Source organism: Sphingobacterium yanglingense (genome assembly GCF_004363245.1).
Lineage (GTDB): Bacteria > Bacteroidota > Bacteroidia > Sphingobacteriales > Sphingobacteriaceae > Sphingobacterium > Sphingobacterium yanglingense.
In genome coordinates, this window is the sequence record NZ_SNYV01000017.1 from 360865 (window position 1) to 385895 (window position 25031).

Consider the following 25031-nt stretch of genomic DNA (forward strand, 5'->3'; position numbering starts at 1 on the left):
TCTATTATGGTTACTGAATTTAACTATATCCCTTCTCGTGAAGACAACGAATATCTTCACCATTTTTTCTACGAATTAAGAAGGGTCGTCCAGTGTCACGGACATGAACAAATGAAAGACAGACTGTGGTTATTGACAAAGACAATAGTATCTTATCCCTCAGAAGAAATTGACATTGAATATCAAAAGCAAACAATCAAAATACTAAAAGAACTAATAAGTGGAGCGTGGCATTGTAAAGATGAGATGAGAAAAGAGAAATACAGCCACCCTTCATTTTCTTTAGAGTGGACCGATAACCCCTATGCTCAGCGTAAAACTGACCAAGATCGCGACTACAAAAAAAGAAATATACATTGTCTAAGGGAGCTCGGTAATATTAAATGGCTAAGTGATCGTGAAATCACCAACTTTACTTTAGCTATAGATCATTTCTTTGATCAACTACACGTCTTGAATTGGTTTGCTCTCCTAGATAAATGGGAAGAATATACCACCAAACGCGGATGCATCTTTATTGATGGTTGGGATGACCAACCATTAACGACATACGAAGAATTGGCAAGACTTATTGAAGCCTCATTTCTGGCTGCCGAATTTCTGTATAGTCATCTCCCAGAGGAGGGAGTTCCTCACAACGAACATCTGTACGATTCAAGTTTTGCTATCACTAAATTAGATGCGATTAACACTGATGTATATAACCCTCTAGAACACATCAACGCCATATTTGGATATTACTCAAGCTCTGAACTCCTTTCGAATCTTGATCATTGGCTTGAATGTGCTATCACAGAAAACAAAATATGGGATGTGGACGAACCTGGAAGGCTAGTTGAATTTCACGACACCATAGTCTGTATATATGAAGCAGGTTGGCTTTTAACCCAAGGAGACCAAATACCTAAAACTTGGTTGGACCCCAATCGCTTTAAAGGTTATGCCGCACCAAAAGAAAACCTTAATCTACAAGGGAAGCTTTTACTACAACCAAAACAACGCGCCAACAGCGCTCGTACTTTATCTATATTATATAGAAGAACGGGACTTGATCTAACAAAAGACCACCTAGCAGAGGCACTTTCGTATGCTCTTCAAAAGAAATCTAGCCCTTATAACAAATATAGTCAAGTGAGAATAGTAATAAAAAAAGTTATCGAGATATTAGACATGATTAATAGAAACGTATGCCAAAAATACGGCTCCCAATAATTGAACAGACCAACGAGTTAGGTCTTAGCACGTCACGTCATATCGACCGAAGTGGAGATATCTAGCACCATAGTATAGTTTTTAGATGTCTCCACAAGGTCGACTACCTGTCCCGACTTCGGGATGAACGTATGCGTGCTATTTCCCTTCCAACCCTTTTATCATATTCCAAGTTGGATAGCGCAGGCTTTTAGTAACACTACACCCATTCCGTTCCTCCTTCTGGAGTAGGTTTCTGCACATGTGTTGATTCCCGAACCACATCCTTCATTAACTTCCCATCACGTATCCGAAAGACTTCCAGTATATCAGCTGCCATAAAAGCCTGACTGTTGGACAAATAATCGTCTTTACCGTCGGCATGCCATAGGCGACAACGAACCACTCCTGTAACAATAATCAGGCAATTGTCCCAATCCGAAGTCGGGAACATTGTTTCTTTTGCTGGAGGCTCTTTGCCAGGGAAGACCTGAAGTTCCCCAGAGTAAATAAAATCAATTTCATCCTCCAACTCAAAGGGCACTTTCAGCGCATGATAACGAATGCACAGCGAACTTATCCGCTTATCAAGGCTTGAAAAACTCCACAACTTGTCGTCTATAATTTTCAGTAAAACAGCCCCCTGCCCCTCATCATACAGGATTTCCGTTTGCCAAGGCACTAGCCCGGAGAAAGTTCGTTTCTTATTCCAACGGAAGCCTTTTAAAGCTGAGCTATTACCATAACCTATACGCAGCTGTCCTAGCTCATGCTCCTCATCCAACCTAACGAGCTCGCCCACCTTCTTCGCAAAACGATTAAAAACAGGGCGTCCGGCCATCTCGGGCCAGATTTTTTTCCCATGCTGGTATATCTTAGAACTCATCTGACTAGTATATGTAAAATCCACGTTTACAAGCTTACTATTTTCACTAAGGTTATACTGAGCACCGCGCTTGCGCAGCTTTTGGGAAATAATTTCTTTGATAATCTCGTCCATAACAGAGGCAATTGGTTAAAAACTATAACAGACTTAGAACCTACAAGTTAACAAAAATCAAACAACAGAACAAACACCACACACAAAGTCCGCTCAAGTCCCCTTAAGTCTGCTCAAGTCCCCTCAACTCCGCTATAGCTTCGACGACCCTTCGATACTTCTTCGTACTTCCCCCGGGACTCCTTCGGTACAGCTTCGGCCAACAGTCGCCTCTTCTTTGGTTATTCCTTGACTCAAAGGCAAACAACAGCCAAACAACGATCGAACAACAACCAACGATGCCCCGGACCTATCTCGAACCTCTCTCCTAGCATTCTCGAAGCGCCATGCAAGAACTGTCGAAGGGGATAACATAAACCAGTACATAAAAAAATGCCTTAGATAATACTTTATCTAAGGCTCATTCTTATAGAGACATCGCTATATCAATAACCGTAAATGTCTAACAATGCAACATCCAGCTTGCAACCGCGCATATTGAAATCAACAATACGTCCTTCCGGATCCAATAATATGGCAAAAGGAATGCCTTGTATATTATATGCTTTTGTGATCTCACCGTTAAAACCATTTGGATCATTGAGCTGTGTCCAAGTCATTTTCTCCTCCTCCATCGCTTTTCGCCATTGAGCGTCTTTCTCATCAATCGATATACTTATGATCTTAAAACCTGCATCTTTATACTTTTCATTGATCTTTACCAGGTGTGGTATTTCGCCACGACAAGGCCCGCACCAAGAAGCCCAAAACTCTAACATGCAATATTCACCTTTAGGAACCAACGAAGATATTTTCATTTTATTCCCTTCGGGAGTTAATAATTCAAAATCCTGGTATTTAGTATGGAGAGCTGTCTTTTTCGCTTTTTCGGATAGCTCTATAAAATTGGTATACCGATCGGTGCCGTCCCAACCTTTTTTTACAATCTGCTGAAGATCTGAAATTTGATCAACGGTCAGCTCTACAAACATACCCAAGAAATTCATACGAGCCTGATCGTAGGCTACCACGGAATTTGGATTGGCACGAATAAACGCTAATGTAGCTGCTTTAATCTTCTGCTCTACAGGTTGCATAGCTTTGGTAAGGCGAATACCCTCTTCGGTATTAAAAACACCATCCATAGTCGGAAGGTGGTATTTCTCCATATAATCTTTATACAGAGCTGCCATTTGCGCCCGTTCTTCTTTTAGCGACTCTTTAAAAGCGGTATACTCGTCTTCTGTTTTAGAACCTGTCACGGTAGCGGCTTTCTTCTTCGGATTGTGGTAATAGGTACTCATGCTATCGATATGAGCCTCTATCGTAATCGGTGAGTTCTCTAAGTAAAAATGGGTACTTGTCCAGTTTTTTTCATAAGACGTCTTACCTTTTAATGTACGGTCAATGATAATACGGTAATACATAGGTGAAGGGACAGATCCTACAAATTTGAATGTTCCGTTTTTTATAACGGCACTATCAACCTTTACATCTTCAGCGTAATCATTCTTATAGAGATAGACTTTATTACCTTCTACCTCTCCAGCAATATTTCCGGTGATGGTATATTTTTCTTGCGCATAGCTCCCCATGCTCAATAGCAATAATGCTACTGTGAATAATCTGTTCATATGTTTTATTTTATAGTTATATAAGTTAAGGAGGTTAAAAAGTTATGAAGGCCTCTCTCTTAACGATTATAACCTTTATCAGCATTATGACTTAACTTTAAAAATTCTTCGGCATTCCTGGGTTAAACATCAAAACCCTAGAAGGTATCTCAAAGGTATAAGTATAGGTCGCAGGATCAATACTCAAGAGATCTTCATGATTTATCGATTGCCGTCTTGCAGGCGTACCTAATCCCAATTTAGCCAAGCGTTTCATATCCATCCAACGGGTAGAACCAAATGCCAGTTCTCTTCTCCGTTCACTAAGCACCCAGTTCAAAACCTCTGCTTTATTGGCCGACACAAGCGGCTGATAGGCCGAGCTTTCGATACGCAGTACTCGAAGTTCATTCAGGATCTTCAGTGCGCCATCCAAATCATTTGCATGCGCCAACGCCTCGGCCTGAGTAAGCATCAATTCGGAAAAACGTATACCATATACGCCCCAATAATTTTCAAGACGCATATACAGACCATTATAAAAATAGCCAAACACATCCATCCTTAAATCATCCGCGGCAAACATATTAACAAGGTCATTGGAATAATGTAGGTCAAATATTAACGCATGGTATGTTGTTGTTCTCAACCAAAGAAGTTCTGTATTTTTATCTTGCATAGGGTAAGTATACTCGTTGTAATCTATGATTTCATGTGGTTCTTTCATAGCTAGGTCTGCATATTTCTTGGCTTCTGCAAAACTCCCCATATAAAGGTATACCCTAGAGAGTATCGCCTGAACTACCGCTTTATTAAAACGTGTCTTATTCAAACGATTAGTGCTCAAATATCCTTCTGCGTCTTTTAAGTCTGCTAGGATATGATCCATCGTCTCTTGTAGCGTTGTCCGCGGTGGTGTCGCCGTGGTCACATCGGTATAGGTCACCCAAGGAATACCAGGAAGATTAGCTGCCGTCGCTGGGTCATAGGCTTTGGTGAAAGCTGTCACTAAGACAAAATGTGCATTAGCTCGTTCAGCCAAAGCTTCTCCCAGCAATTGTTTCTTTTTTTCCTCACTGGCATCGGTAACAGCAGCAATATTGTTGATAATAATATTGGTGTTATAGATCTGGCGGTATAATGGTCCCCAGATAGCGGGTGTTCCATCATTGTCGACATCAATGGTCTCTCTCCAAAAATAGGCATTGGCCAATGGATCGGGAGCCACTAATGTATGAGGGGCGTATAAATCGTCACTGGCATAAGCCAAATGATCAGGATAGCAATTGGTATTGATTTCCGCATTAAGTATAGCATTGAACTCCTCAAAACGCTTTGGTATCACGATACCTTTGGGTTCAACATCTAGGTATTTATCGCAGGAAGAGAACACGCTTACTGCAACAATTAATCCGATTATATATTTAAAGTTCATGTGTTGGTCTATTAGAAGTTAGTGTATAAAGAAATACTGTACATCGCTTGCCTTGGTAACGAACGCTTACCTGTAGCACGATCAATCGCATCAGGATCTATACCATTATCACTAAAGGCATACTTGAGCGGATTCTGAACCTGAAAACGAAGCATGGTATTGGACAACTTAAATCTATTAGAGAAATCTTCTTTCAAGCGGTAGGTCAAGACAATATCTCGTAACCGTATGAAATCAGCTTTTTTAACAAATTTATTAGCATAGGTATAACCTGTCTTGGCATACGTGTTAAAATAATTTGGCTTCCCTATTTCAGCAAATCCGGGTATATCTGTTGTTGCTTCGTCGCCTGTTTTTTTCCAATAGTTCAATCCCTCTTCCATAAACGACCTATTCGTCACATTAGGATCTGGTGCCTGCGTGCGCATTACATGTCCGCCATAATACATCAACAGGAAAGACAAATCAAACTGTCCCAAGCTAAACTGATTGTTCAGTCCCATGACATACTTAGGTGTAGTAGTCCCCATATACAACATATCATCGATAGTAATCTCACTATTGCTCCCTCCCCCTGATGTACTGACCATGCGACGTTTTCCCTTTTTATCAATAATTTCGGGCTGTCCTTTTTCATTGAGTCCCGCATAATTGTATGCATACAATGCACCAATAGGTCGGTCAGCAACGTATTGCACCTGCGAAATCAGTGGCAGCATAGCAGCGTCGCCTGTCGGCTGCGCGGTAAGTACTTCCTTTACTTTATTGAAATTGAAGGACCCCGTAAGCTGTGTTTTCCAAGAGAAGCTAGCGTGTTGGATATTTGTAGATGTCACTTGCATCTCAAAACCATTATTCACAATGGTAGCCGTGTTGGCACTGTAGGAATTAAAGCCTGAAGTTGGATCCGAGCTCAGTAGACCAATGACATCTGAGGATTTTTTATGATAATAATCCAAGCTACCGGATACACGGTAGTTCCAAAGTGCAAAATCCAAACCAACATTAGACGTTGCAGTGCGCTCCCAACGCATAGAGCTATTCTCCGGAGACAAGACATCATAATACTTGACAGAAGGAGAATACGTAAAGTTCAAATCCGAACTAAGTATCATGTATTTACCATTTGCCGAAGTAGGCGTATTTCCATTCACCCCATAGGCAGCACGGATTTTCAATAAGGAAACCCAATTAAAATCCTTCATGAACTCTTCTTGATGCATACTCCAATTGGCTCCTATAGAGTAGAACGGTTTATATCTATACTTCGGATCGGTTCCAAATAGATTGGACTGATCGGTTCGGATGCTTCCGGTCAAAGCATATCTATTTTTGTACAGATAGGTTCCGTCTGCATAAAAGGACACAAAACGTCTGTCGTCGTAGTTTTCACCGAAATATTTTCTGTAATCAATAAAGGGAACCCCAGTATTAGGCAGCGTATTTCCAAAAGCTAGTGGACCTGTTGCTGCTAACCCAACAAAATCTATTGGTGTATATATGAGTGTCTGCCCATCGTAGCCAAATACCGAAGTCAAATAATTACTATTTTCAATCCGGCGCATCTCAGAACCAAACACTCCCGACAATTGGTGATCTCTTGATATGCTAGCATAATCAACATTAAACTGCCCCCTTACGGTGTAACTTTTCATCGACTCATTATCCCGAGACAAAAGGTCTCCCTTGGGAAGCTTGCTGAACACAGCTTGCCCCGTAGCCGGATCCTTTGATGCATTATAGTTCATGATTCGACGCATATCGATAAAATCCTCTTGTTTAAGAGTACTAATAAGATTACGCTGATCCTCATAAGCGCCACCAAGGTCAAAGTTTAACCAAGAAGTAATCTTTGTATTCAACCTCGCTTGGAAACGAACAGATGAAGTAGTTTGACCTATGTTTGCTCTAAAAACATCCGCATAGGGATAATACAACTGATCATAGAGTCCTTTTTCTATATTCAAATCATTATTACTCGGCATGATACTCGAAAATCTACTAGTTCCACTACCGTAAGCATCTACTCCCCATACCACTGGAAGTGCATTTCCATGGTCGTCGATTAGTCTTTCGTAGGATTGGAAATCATTGACCCCAACTCTACGATAAGGATTGTTGTTTTTCCCATTGCGATAGATGCCCTTGAAGTCCAAATGCATCAATCTGTTGAGCTGATGGGTAGAAGCAAAATTGAGTAGAATCCGTTTATTGTCTGTCGCCACATAATCTCCTCGCTCAGTCAAATAATTCCCCCCTAGCAGATAGGTATTCTTTTCGGAACCACCACTCAAGTCAAAATCCACTTGATTCGTCAAGGCATTCCTGTAGAACAGCTTTCTATATTCTTCCAGATTATCATAACTTCCTATTGTAGCCACCCGCTCATCCAACTCCGCCTGTGTAATCTTGCCTTCTTTAAAGTCAAAAACAGCGTCATGTACTGGTGTTGATGCCATTAATTTGCCAGTATAATTTGCTCTTACCCCGCCCACATCAGCCAATAGGTTGTCCTTTAAAATCGAAGTTAATGCAGAAGCGCTCGCATAGTTCATGTGATCGAAATTGGGACGTGGCTGTATTGCAGTCGTAGCACGCAGGTTAAATTTAGTCCCTCCCGTTTTTCCTCTTTTGGTCTCGATGACAATAACCCCATTTGATGCTCGAGATCCATAAATCGAAGCTGCTGCTGCATCTTTCAATACGTTGACGGAGACAATATCATTGGGGTTGATGCTCTGTATATCTATTTCTGTTGGGAACCCATCCAACACGATCAATGGCTTGCGCACGGCATCAAATGTAGACACTCCACGGATGGAAAGATCGTTGGACTGTGGGTTGTATACTAGCCCCGCAAGCTTACCTTCTAGGTTTTCTAAAAAATTGCCTGATACAGCGACACGCTGATCGTAGTCTTTTTGATTGATATTAGCGACAGCTCCAGTCAACTGTGCATCGGTCAAGGCCCTATACCCAGTCTGTACAATAACCACGGATTCGTCGATAGCATATTGAACTTGCTCTAATACGATATGGCTAAGATTGCTACTGACATTCAACTCTTTGGTATGATAGCCCAGTATCAATATTTCAATATACTTTTCATCAGGAAGCATCCCTAAGACAAAGCGTCCCTGTCCATTTGTCGCGCTACCACGAAAAGTTCCTTTTACGCGGACGGTGGCATTTTGAATGGGTAGCCCATTTTTATCATAAACAAAACCAACGATATCCTTGGTCTGCTGCTGACTGTCACCTCGCTTCAAAATAATGGTATTGTCTATAATTTCGTAATGAATAGGCAGGCTACCTAATGAAGTGCTCAATACCTCGCGCACGTCTTTCTGCTCAAAATTCACATTTTGTGCCTTCAGGTTTCGAATAAGCTGATCCTCATACACAAACTTGTAATTGGATTGGCTTTCAATCTTTTGGATCAGTTCTTTAAACGACAAATTTTTGGCGTTCACATTAATCAACTGACCATAAACGGATGCCTTACTTTGCAGGAGAGCTGCTCCCATAAGGGCACATACTAAATGGATTTTCATTAGTATTCCTCTTTTGTAATTCATAAATTTGATTGGTTTTGTTAGTTATTTAGTTATCACGACACGGTATTAAATGTTAACATCCATCGAGGTCAGATATGTTCGAGCATATTTGGCCTCTTCATTTGGTTGCCAACCGTTAGTTTCTATTATTTAACGATGATTTTTCTTCCTTCGATTTCAAAGTTTAAAACTTCTGTTGCTTCCAATACTGCTATTACCTTAGTCAATTTCGAATAACGTTCGATTCTACCTGTAAAACGTTTCGTTTTCAATTCGTCATTCTCAAACTCGACCTCTAAATTGTACCACCTTGCAATATCATTCATTAGCTCCTCGGCTGTCTTTTCATTAAAAACGAACTCTTTGTCCACCCAATCTATCTGCTGCTTCTCTTTTGACGATAGCAGCAGCTCATCGTTTTTATTTACAATCTGATCGCCCGGTTTCATCAGCACTTCTTTGCCCGAGACATTGCTGCTTACCTTCACACTGCCACGCAATAATTTGGTTGTTGTCTCCAATTCCGAAGCATACGCTTTGATATTGAACTGTGTACCCAATACGGTTACTTTTTGCTTGGCGGTACGCACCACAAAGGGCTTGCTTGACTTCTGAACATCAAAAAATGCTTCACCCGAAAGGTCTATCCTGCGGTCAGCTTTATTGTATCCTGCCAACAGCTTCAGCTCGGAGTCTGCATTCAGCTTGACTAATGAACCGTCGGGCAAGGTGATATCGAACTCTCCCCCTTTGGGTGTCTTGATAGTACTAGGCTGGAGCTCATCTGCCCCTGTCTGATTGATCTGTATGCCACCAGTAGCAAGCTTTACGATTTCAACTCCTCCCTGATGGAGTGTGGCGCCTGCGACCATTGCCTTCAAATCGAGTTCTTCGCCATTGGCCATGCTAAAAATCGCTGTTTCTTCTCCTGGTTGAATGCTATCCTTGGCTACCAGCTGGCTATCTGAGGCTGTATCTACACCTCTCATGAAATAGGCTCCTGCTATAAAAACTAAAACAACTGCCGCAGCAGCAATATTCTTCCAAACAGGTCTGATACGCTTGGTTTTATACAATTGCTGTATTTCATGCTTTCCTTCAGAAAAATGTGCCAACAGGATTTCTTGGTCTATCAACTGAGGTTTCTCTCCTATAGAAAGATACCAGGCTTCCACCTGTCTCTTTTCCTCAGGCGAAGCACTCCCTTCGTTGTATCGCTTTAATAAGTCTTGGAGGTTAGGATCCATAATCTGTCTTTTGAAATAAGACAGCTAACTATGGAATAGGGTGTAGATGTTTTTTAGAAAAAAAGGAAATTTATTTTGGATCGTATGATTTTCAACGCATTAACAATCTGTCTTTTCACAGTTTTGTCTGATATATTGAGCTTTTCACCTATTTCTCTATGACTTAGGTAATCAAACCTGCTCATTTCAAAAACTAACCGCATCTTCTCAGGGAGTAACTCTATACCCTCTTCTATTTGGGTCCTCAACTCTTTCTCAAAAACATAACTCTCCGTAGAATTATGGATCGACAAAGTATCTAAATGATCTAAATAGTTACTCCGCACCTTTTTCTTTTCCAAGAAGTTGAGGATTTTATTCTTTAACAGCACATAAAGATACCCCGAGAAGTTTTCGATCTCCCCAAGTGTTTCTTTTTTCTGATATAAGGTAATAAATGTCTCCTGAACCAAATCTTTTGCTTCTTGGGCGTCTTGTAGCTTCCGAAGAGCATGCACATACAAAAGTGAAAAAAAACGTTCGTAAAGTACATCAAATGCAGCGTTGTCTCCTTTTTGAACTAAGGAGAAGAGATGTTCATCACTATATCCGCTGTAGGCTTTCATTGCTTTTGAAGAAATGGAGTTCGTAAAGATAGTGAATCAGTTGGGATCCGAAAACCTTTCTTACCCCTTTACGACAGCATACTCCTCTTTATAAGTATATACATTATAGGGACAAACCCATTTGGCAAAAACTTTAGCAATAATGCTAGCAATCAACAGTGGGATAAACAATTGAAGACCATTTGGAACAATGCTCATAATAATGAATAATGCTGCAAATGGTGCATGTATCGCAGCCGAAAGCATCGCTACGGCACCAAATAGGGCAAAATTAAGTATGATTAGCTCGGTACCCAACCAATAATTACACAACTGTGCAAAGAGCATACCTAGAAAAGCTCCTGCAACTATACTGGGGGCAAAAACACCTCCATCACCACCAGCTCCTAAGGTCAATGATGCTGCCAAGGGTTTAAGAAATAGTAATAATACTAAAGGCAACCATGTCAACTGGCTTGTCGGGTTGAGTAGGCCCCAAGTCAACAACTCATGTAGTCCTGTATAACTATCGCCATAGAGTTGCGGCAAGAAAAAGATTAAAGCTCCTACTGTTATTGCTCCCAGATTGACTCGGATAAAGTTGTTCTTAATCGTACCGAAATAATGCTTTGCGTAAATAACCAGTTTGGTAAAGTACAGCGCTAAAACTCCACCGAAAACAGCCAACAAAAGGATATAAGGCAACGCTGATAAATTCCATTGCACGACCTCAAAAGGTAAGATAGGTTTATTATCAAGAAAATAAACAAATGTGTAGGCTAAAACCATCGACACCATACCGCTGAATAAAAGCGTTTTACTAAACCGTCGGGCAATGACTTCAAAAGCAAATAACACACCTCCTATTCCGCTCCCAAATAGCACGGTAACACCAGCCGTGACTGCTGCACAAATAAGTTCCGTCTTAAATGCCCATGCGGAATGTATACGTTTGTACGCTTGGTTACCTACAGTCGCCGTCGCTACCACAGTGGAGACCTCAACCCCGGTCGAACCACCGAAAATCACGGTTAAAAAACCATTGATGAAATGGGAAGGTATCTTGAAAAAAGGGAGATGATCCTTTCGCGTTTCTAAAGTTGTATATATTTCTTTGATTCCCTTATTCTTGCGGTTTTGAAAAGCAAATTTCCTCAGGAAATAAATGCTGGTGATTCCTACAGACGGCAATAAAACAAAGAGACCTGAATATTCCCCACGGATGTAATGATAGATATAGTGCTGAAAGAACTCTGTCAGGTGTTTTAGACTAAAAGCCAATACACAGGATATTAGACTAACAAGGACTACAGAAAGAAAAAGCTTGAAATAGTTATAACGAATGACACGCTTCCGAAATGTTTGTTGTTTTAACATATTGCGTTGAAAATGAACATGCAAAGTTAAAACTTCTGAGGGACTTTTTTATAGTTGCATCATCGTAATTTGCTGCTCGACATACACAAATCGTGATATCACTTTTTGTGCAGCGACATACTCGAATAATGGTGTTTCTTCGGTGCGTAGCGCAATAGACAATTCAATCCCTTCACAATGTGGTGCAAAGGTCTGTTGAACGATATCTACCGTATTATTTTCTCCAGATAGATGTCCCAGAATGAGGTGTATAAGCCTTGTACTTCGATTTTCAAGGAGCAATTCCAACGCTTCTCTATTCGAGATATGCCCCCAGCCTGAGCTGATTCTATTTTTGAGGTAGTACGAATAACGTCCTGTACGCAGCATTTCTTCATCATAATTGGACTCTAGCAATAATACATCAGAATGCTGTATGACATGCTTCACATTATCACAGCCTCGCCCTAAATCAGTCAAAATAGACACATTGGTCACACCGTCCGTGACTACAAAACTACAGGGTTCTTTGGCATCGTGGTATTTAGGAATACCGACAACCGTCAAGGCTCCAACCTCTATACGGGCATCAGCACTTATAATATGCACCAAATGCTCCGGTAATCTTAGCTTAGTTCCTTTGTAGGTTCCTTCTGTTAGGTATACTGGTATTTGATACCGTTTACAAAAAACAGATAGCCCTTTGATATGATCGGTATGTTCATGGGTTATGAAAATAGCTTTAACAGCAACTGGCGATAGTCCAAGCTTGGCCATACGTAGCTCCACGTGTTTGGTGTTGATTCCTACATCGACCAATACAACATCCTCTCCTTTGGCTACATAGTAGCAGTTCCCATTCGACCCCGAAGCTATTGCGGCATATTGCATATCTGCAAAAGTAATGAAAAAAGCCTTAGCTTGTTAGGGCTAAGGCTTTCTGTGAATTATAAACCTATTTCTACATCCACCGCTTTGTCGATAACATTTAAGTCTTGTTGATCGAATTTTTTGTCAACCATATTATAAACATAATATGAGCCTTTATATTCTTTAGTACTAGATGGGGCATAGGTAGCTATACCCATCTTTGTAAAATTGGACGCTGCCTGGATATCAAAATTCCACGACACGATATCCCCAGAACCGTCCTCAGGCAAGGTTAGATACGGTACGATATCTAATCCCGACCGGGAGCACTGATATATAGTTCTTCCTTTTGCAAAATACCAAAACTGACCAGAGAATACGAAATGTACCGCATCGACCATCTGAGGAACTAATTTAGAGGCAATAGTATTGACTTTCTGTGGCTGATAAGGGTATATATTAAGATCAGTCACCACATTATGCATAAACATCTCATTACCCTTTTTCGTTATAAATTGCCATATCAGATCTGTACCTATTATCATCTCTGCGTTAGCGACAAAGGAATGTCCCTTCGTAGACTGTGGATCAACCAAATGGTCAAAGTTCTGATTAAACATCCCCCCTCCTTTGAGGCTGTTGCCAAAGATTCTTATGCGTTCATTTTTCTTATCAAAACCTGCTACATAATGCCCGTTTAAACTGAGACTTGGACAGACTGCACTTTCATCAAACGAATAATCCAAGGGATCATAAGCATACACATCATTACTGATCAAGCCTGAAGCCATATTATAACATTTCCCCTCAATTAATGTAATGCCATTAACATTATTGGTCTGTAGTTGTCTAGGGTTGCACCAGACATAACTGGGTTCCAATAGCTCGCCTCCCAAAGTAGCGCCGGACCGAGGATACATTAAGGTGGGCAAGAACTGCTTTAGATCGACAACCATGATCGGATTTGCCCCTTCCTTAGTTGATATTACAGCTCTTTTGTATTCCCTATTAGTCGCTGAAGTAGCGCTATAGCTGACTTCCAGCCCTAATGGATACTTACCTAACTCAAAGCCTCCGGCCATCTGCTTCATATATATATAATCTTCATTTGCAGTCAAATCGCGTAAAACTAGAGTCGTTTCAAAATCTTCACTCTCCGTCAGGATGAATGATCCTTTACTAATTCCTGATGTAATTCGAATACGGAAACTTGCATATTGAGCGAGTGAGGTTTCTTTGTCTACGACAACCAACTTCCCAATTTTATCTCCTACACCCAGTTCGTCCGTATTAACATAAAGCTCCTCCTTAGTCCCCACTGTATCTTTATCCAAGATCCAATAATACTGAAGGGACAGCTTACTATCATCACGCAATGTCCCTTTTACCGTAGGTTTGATAAGGAGTTCCTTTCCTAAACGTATATCATAGTCCGTACCGTCCAATTCATTACCATCGGAGCGGAGTATTGTTAATGCATTGACATCGGTATAACTATAGTTTCCTTTATCTTTTGAGCAATGGGTCATGATCAGACAACCCAGCATCAATATGTAAGTATTTAATCTTATTCTTTTCATCTCATTATGGTAAATAGATTCTTGGTTTGGTTGTATCTCCCCCTGGATATACTGAAACATTTTCTAGATATTTCTTCAATTTATCGACATACATATAGGTCACTGGGTACCAAGAAGGGTAAGGACCAAAGGGCATATTATTCCAATAATACAGCGGTTGTTCTTCGTCATTGGTCGGAGTAGGATCTGCCCCCTCATAGTAAATATCCATCCATATACGATACACCTCACGATGGTATTGGCCAAATACGCTGACCCAACGTTTCCACCACGCAGGTTCCAACATCTGATCCGTAATGGCGATTCGTAACCTCGTATTATAATTATGGCCGAGCTGAAACTCTGAATTGGCCTGCAAGTCTAGCACAAGATAATACACACCATGCTGAAGTTTTTCGTCACGCTGCACTTTGATGTAGAGGGTGTCCATCATCTTATTAGCATGAACCATCGGTTCTGACAGCGTTATGATGGATCTGTCAATTGTAGTCAGCGTGTCATTAACGGTCACAGCGTATTTTCTATCAACAGACTTACCATCTCCGATTATATTGACTGGAATCGCCAATGTCTTCTCTTGAGTAAATTCTTCTTCAAAGATGAAAGAAAAATCAAGAGAATCAATGTAGAGCTGTGTTTTGCTGGAAGACCTATCAGGGTTTTCTACAGCAAAATAGACATAACTCTGACCTGTATCAAAGGCCGATATGTCCTGATCCTTCTTACATCCCCATACAAGAAGAGGAATCAGGTAAAATATATATTTTAGTCTCATCATTGTTTAGTTAGTTGTATTGTAAATCATTTCATCATCTGGAATTGGGAAAGTGAAATTGCTTTCACTAGGTGCAATATTCCCTGATGATCTGTAAATAGGATTATAGAGTCGTTTTAAAAATGTAAATAGATATCCCTCTCCAATGTATTCACGACGTACTTCATCAATCAGGTATTCTTTGACATCGTCTTTGGTCAAGGAGCCAGTATAGACTAGATTGGGTAATTTACGTGCTGTACGAACTGTATTAATATATTCAATCGATGTCTCCAAATTCTTATCGAGATAGTCTTCAGCTACCATAAAATACATCTCTGGAAGATTAATCAACTGTACTTCATAATAATGATCTTTAGGATCATCTTTACTATTTAACACTGTCGACGGGATGATGTATTTACCAAAGTAACCTGTGTTGATCGTCCACAAAATCAGTCTTAAATCTAGCGAGCTACCAGTATTGTACTCGTATATCTCATCTAAAAAATACGTATAATCAGGTTCCAGAGAGGTTTTGTTCGTACCCATTCCTCTTTCGAAATACGGCCTTGAGAGTGACGAGATATTATTGACGTAAAGCCCAAAGATATTTTCTTTTGAAAAATGGATATCCTTATTTATATAGTTGTTTTCCAATTCATTATTTTCCATTAAGCGGATAGCTTTGCTAACTCCAAGTTTAACAATCAGATCTTGTGCTCTAACGGAAGCTTCGCCCATATCTCCTTTCCATTGTGAGGTACGGGCCAATAGCGCCAGTACGGCGTAATAGTTCATTCGTACACCTCTACGATCCAAGAGCGAATTATAGATCTGCACATTAGCCCCATTTCCATCGGCTTCACGTCCTGCACTGATGATGGGATCTGATTCTAAATATGTTCTTGCTTCTTGCAAGTCTGCTTCTACTGCTTGTAGAAATTCGCTACTCGACAAGAATTTTTGTGGCACCTTTACCGCAGCCTTATAATAAGGCAGAGATTGGGTCTGTAATCCTTTTACCTTTACAACAGGACCAAATAATTTAAATGCTTCCAAATGTAAAAAAGCACGCAGGCCAAGTGCCTCACCCTTGACCAGTCCATAATAAGGATCTCCATTGATTTCATCTACCCGGTCTAGAATCAGGTTACATTGACGTATACCGTTATACAGTCCTGACCATATCGCTTGCAGTGTGTCTTGCGAACGCACAGTTTTATAATCAAATTTGTATAATTCGTAATATTGATTGGTGGTCGGTATCTTCCAATATCCGGCCATAGCATCCATCAGTCCATATTCCAAATTGCGACCATAGAGCTGCGGTGATGCCAAACTTCCGTAGACACCGGATAGTACAGTGACAAATCCTTTTCTGTCTTTCAACGCGTCATCGACAAGAACCTCTTCATCCGGTCTAACGTCCAACCATTTCTCACAGCTACTAGTCCCTAAAAGAACGACAATGCTTACTATATATATAATCTTATTCATTATTTTAAGCTTTAAAATTGTGCCATTAAACCAACATTAAATGTCCGTGCATAGGGGTAATCTATCCCTCTCTCCATTTTTACTGTACTCCATCTAAAGACATCGTTCATAGAAACATTAACACGGAAACGTTCTAAGCGATACTTCCGGACTATATCGCGGGGCAGATCATAGTTAATATTTAATGTTGAAAACCGCAGGTAGTTCTCCTGCTGTACAAAGCGGCTAGTCAAAAGCGTTTTCTTCTGATCTTTAATATCTTTGAAGAGAGCGATATCTCCTGGCGCTTGCCAACGATCGTGGAGTGCGCGAACGTCTGCATTCATCTTTGGGTTAATATTTTCAATCTTGTCTATGAGCGTCTGATTATACACATCTCCCCCTAGCGTATAGTTAAAATAAGCTTGTAAACTGAAAGATTTATAATTGATTGTGGTATTTAGTGTCCCAAATAGCTTAGGCTCTTTATTGCCTATTATGGTCATGTTCTTAGCGTCCCAGTCGTAGGTACGATTGCCATTACGATCTAGATATACTTCCCGTCCTGACGCAGGGTCTATACCTAGCGATCTGACTCCTTTGATATTGTCCAACGATTCTCCTTGTTGATAATATACGGTCTGAAAATACTCTAGATTCTTCGTATCACCCTCAAAATCAGGATCATTCTTTGTTTTCATATTATTTTCGTTGAGCTGCTTCAATGCATCAGAGATATTTAAGAGTTTACTCTGATTTTTCACAATCGATCCGGAGACAAACCAATTGAATGTTTTACTGCTGTTTTCATAAGCCTTAACCGATAGAGATGATTCGAATCCCTTGTTTTGTGTCTTACCCATATTCTCAAAGTAGGCATTTCCAGCTACGCCTAATGAGGGTGCTACCGTAATAAGAGATATCATCTTGTCCGTTGTCTTATCATAGGCTGAGAAAGTAAATGAAAGTCTAGAATCCCATAATCTACCACTGATTCCTATACTTGTAGATCTGATTTTGGGCCAGCGTAAGTCGGTATTCCCTTCATTATTATATGCTAGGCCTATCTCTTTAAAATAGATGTTATTGGAGTTTAATATATAGGATGTGGATGTCATTTTTGCGCTAAAGTTGTCCGCTCCATTAACCCCTGTATTTGCAAACAAACGTAACTCGTTTATAAAGTCATTTTTAAAGAATTTTTCCTTATGCAGATTGTACCCCACACCTGCACTCCAGAAGTTACCGTATCTATTATTCTTACCGAATTTGGAAGAGCCATCCATTCTATACGATAGATCTAATATATATTTTTGACGGTAGGTATAGTTACCTGTAGCTACAGCTCCAACCAGTCTACTTGGCACCTGTGCATATTCTGGTCTACTATTCAATGCATATTGGAGCGCCAGACTCGGAGAGACATATCTATCTGCCGTAAATCCGGTCAAGATATGCGACGTGGTGGACATATCAGAAGAATTGATCTCGCCGACTACACTACCGTTTACAGCATGATCTCCCATTACTCGAGCATAAGTCAACTGTAAATTAGCATAATAAGACAAACCATCGCCATTCAATAATTTGTAACTTCCTCTCTCATTTACCGGTTTTTCTAAAAAACCAGAGTGGAATGGAGAGGTATATACCTCTCCTTTTACAAAAGTCTTTTCCAATACTGCTTTGGAGTTTAAGATCAAATTGGGATTGATATACCATTCTAACGAAAAATTGTCTGTTAAAACTGTTGTAACTTCCTGATTGCGGTGTGTCAGGCTCGCATCGTATACCGGATTGTACCGAACTTCTTCTTCAAACTCATTCTTATAAATAGGTATAAGCTCGCCATCATCATCATGAATCGGCTGATAAGGATTCATCCGTGTGTACAGTGAGAAATTGCCATAAGGCGAATTGTATGCATTAGTTTGTTGAAAAGTAGCATTATTTCTAAAAGTTATCTTTTGAGGAATACGGTATATCAAATTGAATCCTGCTCCAGCCCGCTTTCTACCCGACCCTTTCATCGCACCTTTAAAGTCGTTATAGTTGGCATCAACACTATAACGAACATCATCGCCACCGCCTTCAACCCGAATGTTATGCCCCAGTGATAGTGTACTTTTTACAGGCTGTGAAAGCCAATATGTATCTACACCCTTCAATACATTTCTTTGGTTTTGGGCTAGAATATTATCTAAGTCTGTCTGATTTATATTATTGTTATAAGGCTCATCTGATGCAGTATATTTATATACACCGGCCGCCCGCTCATAATCCAACTTCTGTTGAGCATTCATCAAACTATAATCAGACAGGTCTACGACTGTTAGGGATGGTTTTAAATCATAGGTTACCGTAAATTTACCATCTTTAGGTAATCTGGTCTCGACAATAATAACACCATTTCCACCACGTGACCCATAAAGTACTGTCGTACTGGCATCCTTCAAAATCGAAATACTTTCAATACGATTAACATCTAGGTCATACAACCGCTCTAGCGGAACCTCAAAACCATCCAATATCACTAGTGGCGCATTGACGGCATACTCTCCTACGCTATTGGTACCCCGCACAGTGATCTCGGGCAATGCATTGGGATTGGATCCTACATTAACATCGTTCGCAATCTTAAATGCCGGATCTATACTTTGTATAGTGGAGAATATGTTATTGTTATTAAACTTTTCAAGCTCCTTACGCGTAATGGTTGTCGAGGCTCCTGTCATAGACTCTTTTTTACGCAGACCATATCCAGTGCTTACCGTTACCTCTTCAATCTCATTGTCCTTCATCTTTAAGACAACATCTAGATGATTGCGGCCGTTGACTTTCAACGTACGTGGTTCATATCCCAGTATTGAAAAGAGTACTTCGGCATCTTTTGTAACCCGTACTGCATACGTTCCATCATCTGCGGTCGTACTGGCCCAATTGCCAGAATTAAGCAATTTGACAGTAACTCCTTTTAGAGGCTTCCCTTTTTCATCGGTTACTGTTCCGACCAAACTATATTCTTGCTGAATTGCCATTTGTTGCGCACTTCTAGCATTGTCCATAGCTTTTACTTGCGTAGATGCTTTCTCTTTTACAATAATTGTATTGTTCTGGAAAGAAAGCTCTACCGGTTGATTGAGGGATATTTCCTTCAGAACAGTTTTCAAATCAGTATTCTTGACATCGATGGTGAGTGGCTTTGTCCCTCGAAGGAGAGCAATATCACCGATTAGATCGACATTTGCCTGTTTCCGAATTTTTTCCAGAACCTGGTGTAATGACGCTTTCTGTTCCTTTAGTGTAATGGTCTGTGCAAGGGCTCCTCCTAAAACATTCGCCATAAATACCCCACTAAACATAAGCATAGCAGTACCTCTTCCAATGTCTTTTTGGAGCTCCCGCCAACCGTTTTTCAGGCTGTAGCGGTAAAAATTAGTCTTCATTTAGATTATTTGTTAGTGTTAGCTTTGTTAATATATACTTTATTATTATTTAGATAGAACTCAATAGGTGAAGTCTGAGCGACCAGCCCCAATAGTTCTTTTAAATCTTTATTCCTACTTATACTTCCAAACAGACGATGCTCGTCAAGCCCAGTGCCGACCACAATATCTACGCCATACCAACTGGATAGCTTGGTGCCCAGTTCGTATAATGTCAAGTCATTAAGATCAAAATATCCCTCTTTCCAATCGATGTATTTTTCAATATTCTGAACGGCACGGACTCTCCCCTGTTGATAAACTTGCTGAGGAATTATATGGGTGCCGTAGTGAGCCTGGTCTGCCTTTCCTAACACAGAGCCCTCACTGGCAATAGCAACACTTCCTTCAAGAAGTGCTGTCGCATCTTCGCTGGTAAAATTCGCATTAAACTTAGTACCCAAAACCTTAATACTCTGCCTATCCCCTCTTACATAGAATGGCTGACGTACACCTAGATCGGTGCTTACTTTAGCTATCTCAAAATATCCTTCTCCTTTTAGTTGCACTTCGCGCGTACTTTCTTTAAAGTCGATTGGATATACCAATTCGGAATTGGCGTTTAACCATACTAAGGAGCCATCAGATAGCTTTACATAGGCAATCCCTCCGGATTTGGTTCGCAGTGTATTGTACACCACGGATTCTGAACCGCCCGTATTATTGATATAGTGCAATTCTCCTGTCGGTAACTTGGTAATCAAATATCCTTTTGCAGACAAGGTATCTCCGACCCTAATACTGTCTAGACTGTATTCTGTATTATCTTCTAAAACCACAATCGCATTGGACGAGGCCGGTGCTTTAATATCCTCTAATGCAAAAAACTGGACTTCTTCGCTTCGAAAAAAATTGAATTTTAAAACTGCTAATATCCCTACTATCAAAATGGCCGCAGCTGCAGTCCCCCATTTCCAATAAGAAAACTTACGCACAGAAGCACACTTTATTCTATTATCGAGAGACACTAATCTCTGTAAAAAATCGTCGCCAGAAATCTCTCCTTCTCCCTCCCGATAGTACTGCTCAAACCATTGTTCAACCAATACTCTTTCTTGTATAGTGCATTTGCCCTGAGCGTATCTTTTCAGTATATCATTGTCAATCTTCATCAATACAACTATCTACTAGTTCAATGTCTTTGTTAAAAAATCTAAAAGAGCCTGTCCTCTTAAGTCCTGAGCAATAATCTTGCCTGTAGGATCGATCAAAAAATTGGATGGTACTGCACGAATACCGTACTGAACAGCGACTGCGTTTTTCCAACCTTTGAGATCAGACACATGCTTCCATACCAATCCGTCCTGCTTAATAGCATCTAACCAGTTTTCTTTCTTGCTATCTAATGAGACACCTAAGATTTCGAAATTTCTGGCATTGAATTGATCGTATGCTTTCACCAGCGTAGGATTTTCGCCCCGACACGGCACACACCAAGATGCCCAAAAATCTACCAATACGTATTTTCCTTTGTAATCGGATAAATTAATAAGCTTACCGTCTGGATCAGCTTGACTGAAATTTTCGGCCGAAACTCCAGTTGTTATCTGAAATGTACCTATCAGCTGTTTGAGCTTAAGACCTACATTCGACCCCTGTAAGTTCTTGGCCAATAAACTGTACAACTCTATAGCTTCTTCGTAATTATCAGTACCATTTACATATTCTTTAAACTGATACAGGCCATATTCGTCTTCGGGGTACGAGCTGATAAATTCTTTAATTACGCTTCGGTTTAAATCCTCCATACGACCGTACTTTTTATTCAGAAGCTCATTCCGTTTCCGGATTAGATTTACTTTATCATCAATGGCTTTATTTCCTGTCCTATCCAAAAAGCGCTTGGGATCTTTCTTAAATCGCACATACACGCTTGAATCTAGCTCTTTCAACTCTTCAAGAAGCTTTAATCCTTCTTCTGCTTCGCTTCTAAACTCTTGACTTTTGAATACCTCCCGTTTTTCTTGCTTTAGCTTTTCAAATATACGTTGGGATTCCAGCCCTTTGTTGGACCCGATTATTTTGTGCTTATCTCCTTCAAAGGAAATTATCGTTTCTCCTTTAAATAATGTAAACCAAATATTTTTTTTATCGGCCCATCTCTGTGAGGCTGTATTAAAATCATCCCCAAATAGAACACCTCCATAACATGGTCCTTCAATCTCTCCTTTGAACGAGAATTTCCCACTGTGGATGGTTGTGGAATCAATGATCTGGCTGCCATCATCAAAAGCATAATACATTAAATAGACTTTCTCTGCCCCTGTTTTACCTAGCCCATTTATTGTGAAAGGTTCAAAAATCTGCGCGTACGAGTAAAAGGAGAGCGAAAAGAATACAGCTACAAGTAGGAATCGATAAAATTGAATCATTATAATCAACGGTTTAATCTATTATTTTTGATTAGCTAAGAAGTCCCTTTTCAGGACTCTCTATATACTATAACGGGGCAGGAGGAAGATTGTCCCGAAAAAAATAAAAAATATCCGTTAATAATTATTGACAAGTTATAACTGCATGATTACATGCTAATTCATTATAAAGTTCCTTTTGAGGAAGAAACTATCTGCTTGTAACCTTATGATTATTCCTGTTATAAAAAAACAGACGTACAACTATAACTGCTTCAAAGATAAGCCCACCTTTAATCAAAAACGTCCCCGTAGTCTTATCATAATGTGTTATGAATAGAAACAAGCCTACCATCACAGTAATCATCCCGATAACAAGTTGAAAAAACAGCATTTTATTTTTCATGGCTAAATAATTCTTTAAAACTAACTAGTACTGCAATATAAGAAAAATTTACTTTTACTGTTTCACTGTCATTAATAGAATAAGGAGGAAAGGTAATTTATCTTTTAGGTACTTTAGAATAATAGAATATTGGTTTCGGACAGTTTTTTCGGAAAGCCCCAACCGCTCTGCAATTTCAGGATTGCTGTACCCTTCTATTCGGAGTTTAAATATTTCTAGATATTGAGGATTGAAGTGCTGCAGTAATAACTGTATCCCTTCCAGGAAAAGAGCTTCTCTCAATTTATCATCAGCACGATCAACGGAATAGGTCTCCGCAAAGGCTGCCAAAGCGTCCATGTACTGCTGTGCATTAGCATCTTTGGCCATATGATCAATAATTATATGGCGGAGCGATTTGAAAAGATAACCTGCAAACTTATCACCGACCTCTATATCATTTCTATTGTTCCAAATACGCATAAAGACATCATGAACCAAGTCTTCGGCAATATCTAAGGGTACACGCTTGGCAGCATAGATGAGCATAGCTGCTTTATAGCGCTCATATATAACATGAAAAGCTGCACGCTTGTCTTTCAACATCAAAGCGTACAGCTCTTCATCCAATAAATGCTCCAGGTTAGACATATAATTGTATCAATGGAGCAAATATAGTTTTTTTACATTAACACTCCGGTAAGCTCAACGGTACTTTTACCGCTAGACCGCCATCGGCTGTTTCTTTGTATTTGACATTCATATCCTGTGCGGTCTCCCACATCGCACTCACGACCGCATCTAAGCTGACTTTGGCTTTATCCGGGTTGGATTGTAGCGCCAATTGAGCTGCAGTAATAGCTTTGATAGCTCCCATGGTATTACGCTCGATACATGGGATCTGAACCAATCCACCTATCGGATCGCAGGTAAGTCCAAGATGGTGCTCCATAGCAATCTCTGCCGCCATCAATACCTGACGCTGCGAGCCACCGAGACATTCGGTCAGTGCACCAGCAGCCATGGCCGAAGACACTCCAATCTCTGCCTGACAGCCACCCATAGCAGCTGAAATCGTCGCATTCTTCTTGAAAATAGAGCCTATCTCGGATGCTGCAGCGATAAACTGTATGACCTTATCGTCATCATAAGCATCGTGGAAAGTAATGTAATATTGAAGTACGGCCGGTATAACCCCTGCCGCTCCATTGGTCGGTGCCGTGACAACACGTCCAAAGGATGCATTTTCTTCGTTTACAGCAAGTGCAAAACAACTCACGCAGTCTAAGATATAACCAAAATCGCGCCCTCCCTGACGGATAGCATCAATCCATGTATCATAATCCTGGTATTCGCGCCCCTTTAGCATGCGCTTATTCATTTTAGCAGCACGACGTTCTACATGTAGGCCTCCCGGCAGTACACCGTCGGTGTGACAACCTTTATAGATACACTCTTTTATAGTCTGGAAAATACGTAAAATCCCTGCTTTAGTTTCTGATTCAGGGCGCCACGCACATTCATTTTCTAATACGATTTCAGAGATCTTCAATCCCGTACGCATGCAAGCACTCATCAACTGCTGTGCGGAATCGACCGGAAAAGCGAGATCTACTTCGGAAAGTACAGTCTCGGAATCATTCTCCTGTACGACAAATCCACCACCAATAGAGTAATAGGTCTCTGAAATGGCTTTCCCATCGATCAAAAATGCTTGGAATGTAACGGCATTGGGGTGAAACGGCAAGCTTTGGTCGAATAAGAAAAGAAGCTGCTCTTCATAATTGAAGTCTATTTTATGGCTTCCTCCAAGTACCAACTCTCCTTTACTCTTTATATGATCCACTTTAGGCATTACCTGTGACACATCAAAGGTTACAGGGTCATCACCACTGAGTCCAAGCAACACAGCGATATCTGTACCATGCCCTACCCCTGTCTTGGCCAAGGAGCCATACAGGAGAATATTGACCTGCTGCACCTTCTCGAAAACAGCTGTATCTACAAGTTTCTGTACAAAACGTTGTGCTGCTCTCCAAGGCCCTAAAGTATGCGAACTCGAAGGTCCGATACCTATCTTAAACATATCAAATACAGAAATTTGCTCTTGTGCCATTACGATAACTTAAGTCTATTTTATAAATCAGGGTCAAAGTTATCATTAA

At 40.4% G+C, this 25031-nt stretch carries 17 protein-coding genes; 1 reads left to right on the forward strand and 16 read right to left on the reverse strand.

Annotation, left to right across the window (positions count from 1 at the left end):
- The first annotated feature begins 6 nt into the window (after positions 1-6).
- Positions 7-1212: a hypothetical protein gene (locus CLV99_RS19535; protein WP_133586187.1), complete on the forward strand. Its 1206-nt coding sequence runs from the start codon at positions 7-9 to the stop codon at positions 1210-1212.
- A 199-nt stretch (positions 1213-1411) separates the two neighbouring features.
- Here CLV99_RS19535 and CLV99_RS19540 read toward each other — a convergent pair whose 3' ends face one another.
- From CLV99_RS19540 to CLV99_RS19620, 16 genes are all read right to left on the reverse strand, one after another.
- Positions 1412-2191 carry a hypothetical protein gene (locus CLV99_RS19540; protein ID WP_133586188.1) on the reverse strand — a complete coding sequence of 260 codons (780 nt, stop codon included), beginning with the start codon at positions 2189-2191 and terminating at the stop codon, positions 1412-1414.
- A gap of 425 nt (positions 2192-2616) precedes the next feature.
- Positions 2617-3804, reverse strand: coding sequence for a TlpA disulfide reductase family protein (locus CLV99_RS19550; RefSeq protein ID WP_133586190.1), 1188 nt, complete (start codon positions 3802-3804; stop codon positions 2617-2619).
- A 97-nt stretch (positions 3805-3901) separates the two neighbouring features.
- Complete coding sequence (locus CLV99_RS19555; RefSeq protein WP_133586191.1) at positions 3902-5218, reverse strand: RagB/SusD family nutrient uptake outer membrane protein; 1317 nt, start codon at positions 5216-5218, stop codon at positions 3902-3904.
- 11 nt (positions 5219-5229) lie between these two features.
- Complete coding sequence (locus CLV99_RS19560; RefSeq protein WP_133586192.1) at positions 5230-8796, reverse strand: SusC/RagA family TonB-linked outer membrane protein; 3567 nt, start codon at positions 8794-8796, stop codon at positions 5230-5232.
- A 125-nt stretch (positions 8797-8921) separates the two neighbouring features.
- The gene (locus tag CLV99_RS19565; RefSeq protein ID WP_133586193.1) at positions 8922-10022 is read right to left on the reverse strand and encodes a FecR family protein; all 1101 of its coding nucleotides are present in this window, start codon (positions 10020-10022) and stop codon (positions 8922-8924) included.
- 53 nt (positions 10023-10075) lie between these two features.
- Positions 10076-10627: an RNA polymerase sigma factor gene (locus tag CLV99_RS19570; protein ID WP_133586194.1), complete on the reverse strand. Its 552-nt coding sequence runs from the start codon at positions 10625-10627 to the stop codon at positions 10076-10078.
- A 60-nt stretch (positions 10628-10687) separates the two neighbouring features.
- Entirely contained in the window at positions 10688-11983 is a 1296-nt protein-coding gene (locus tag CLV99_RS19575) for a chloride channel protein (RefSeq protein ID WP_133586195.1), read from the reverse strand.
- Between the two features lie 48 nt (positions 11984-12031).
- Positions 12032-12853 carry an MBL fold metallo-hydrolase gene (locus CLV99_RS19580; protein ID WP_133586196.1) on the reverse strand — a complete coding sequence of 274 codons (822 nt, stop codon included), beginning with the start codon at positions 12851-12853 and terminating at the stop codon, positions 12032-12034.
- 56 nt (positions 12854-12909) lie between these two features.
- On the reverse strand, positions 12910-14412 hold the full coding sequence (locus CLV99_RS19585) for a PKD-like family lipoprotein (RefSeq protein WP_162850165.1): 1503 nt from the start codon (positions 14410-14412) through the stop codon (positions 12910-12912).
- Between the two features lie 4 nt (positions 14413-14416).
- Complete coding sequence (locus CLV99_RS19590; protein WP_133586198.1) at positions 14417-15190, reverse strand: DUF4843 domain-containing protein; 774 nt, start codon at positions 15188-15190, stop codon at positions 14417-14419.
- Between the two features lie 3 nt (positions 15191-15193).
- Complete coding sequence (locus tag CLV99_RS19595; protein ID WP_133586199.1) at positions 15194-16666, reverse strand: RagB/SusD family nutrient uptake outer membrane protein; 1473 nt, start codon at positions 16664-16666, stop codon at positions 15194-15196.
- Positions 16667-16677: 11 nt separating this feature from the next.
- On the reverse strand, positions 16678-20091 hold the full coding sequence (locus CLV99_RS19600) for a SusC/RagA family TonB-linked outer membrane protein (RefSeq protein ID WP_133586200.1): 3414 nt from the start codon (positions 20089-20091) through the stop codon (positions 16678-16680).
- A 5-nt stretch (positions 20092-20096) separates the two neighbouring features.
- On the reverse strand, positions 20097-21242 hold the full coding sequence (locus tag CLV99_RS19605) for a FecR family protein (protein ID WP_133586201.1): 1146 nt from the start codon (positions 21240-21242) through the stop codon (positions 20097-20099).
- Positions 21243-21257: 15 nt separating this feature from the next.
- Entirely contained in the window at positions 21258-22502 is a 1245-nt protein-coding gene (locus tag CLV99_RS19610; protein ID WP_133586202.1) for a TlpA disulfide reductase family protein, read from the reverse strand.
- Between the two features lie 439 nt (positions 22503-22941).
- A complete protein-coding gene (locus CLV99_RS19615) occupies positions 22942-23517 on the reverse strand; it encodes an RNA polymerase sigma factor (protein WP_133586203.1) in 576 nt (191 codons plus the stop codon).
- 37 nt (positions 23518-23554) lie between these two features.
- Positions 23555-24982: an L-serine ammonia-lyase gene (locus CLV99_RS19620; protein ID WP_133586204.1), complete on the reverse strand. Its 1428-nt coding sequence runs from the start codon at positions 24980-24982 to the stop codon at positions 23555-23557.
- Between the last annotated feature and the right edge of the window lie 49 nt (positions 24983-25031).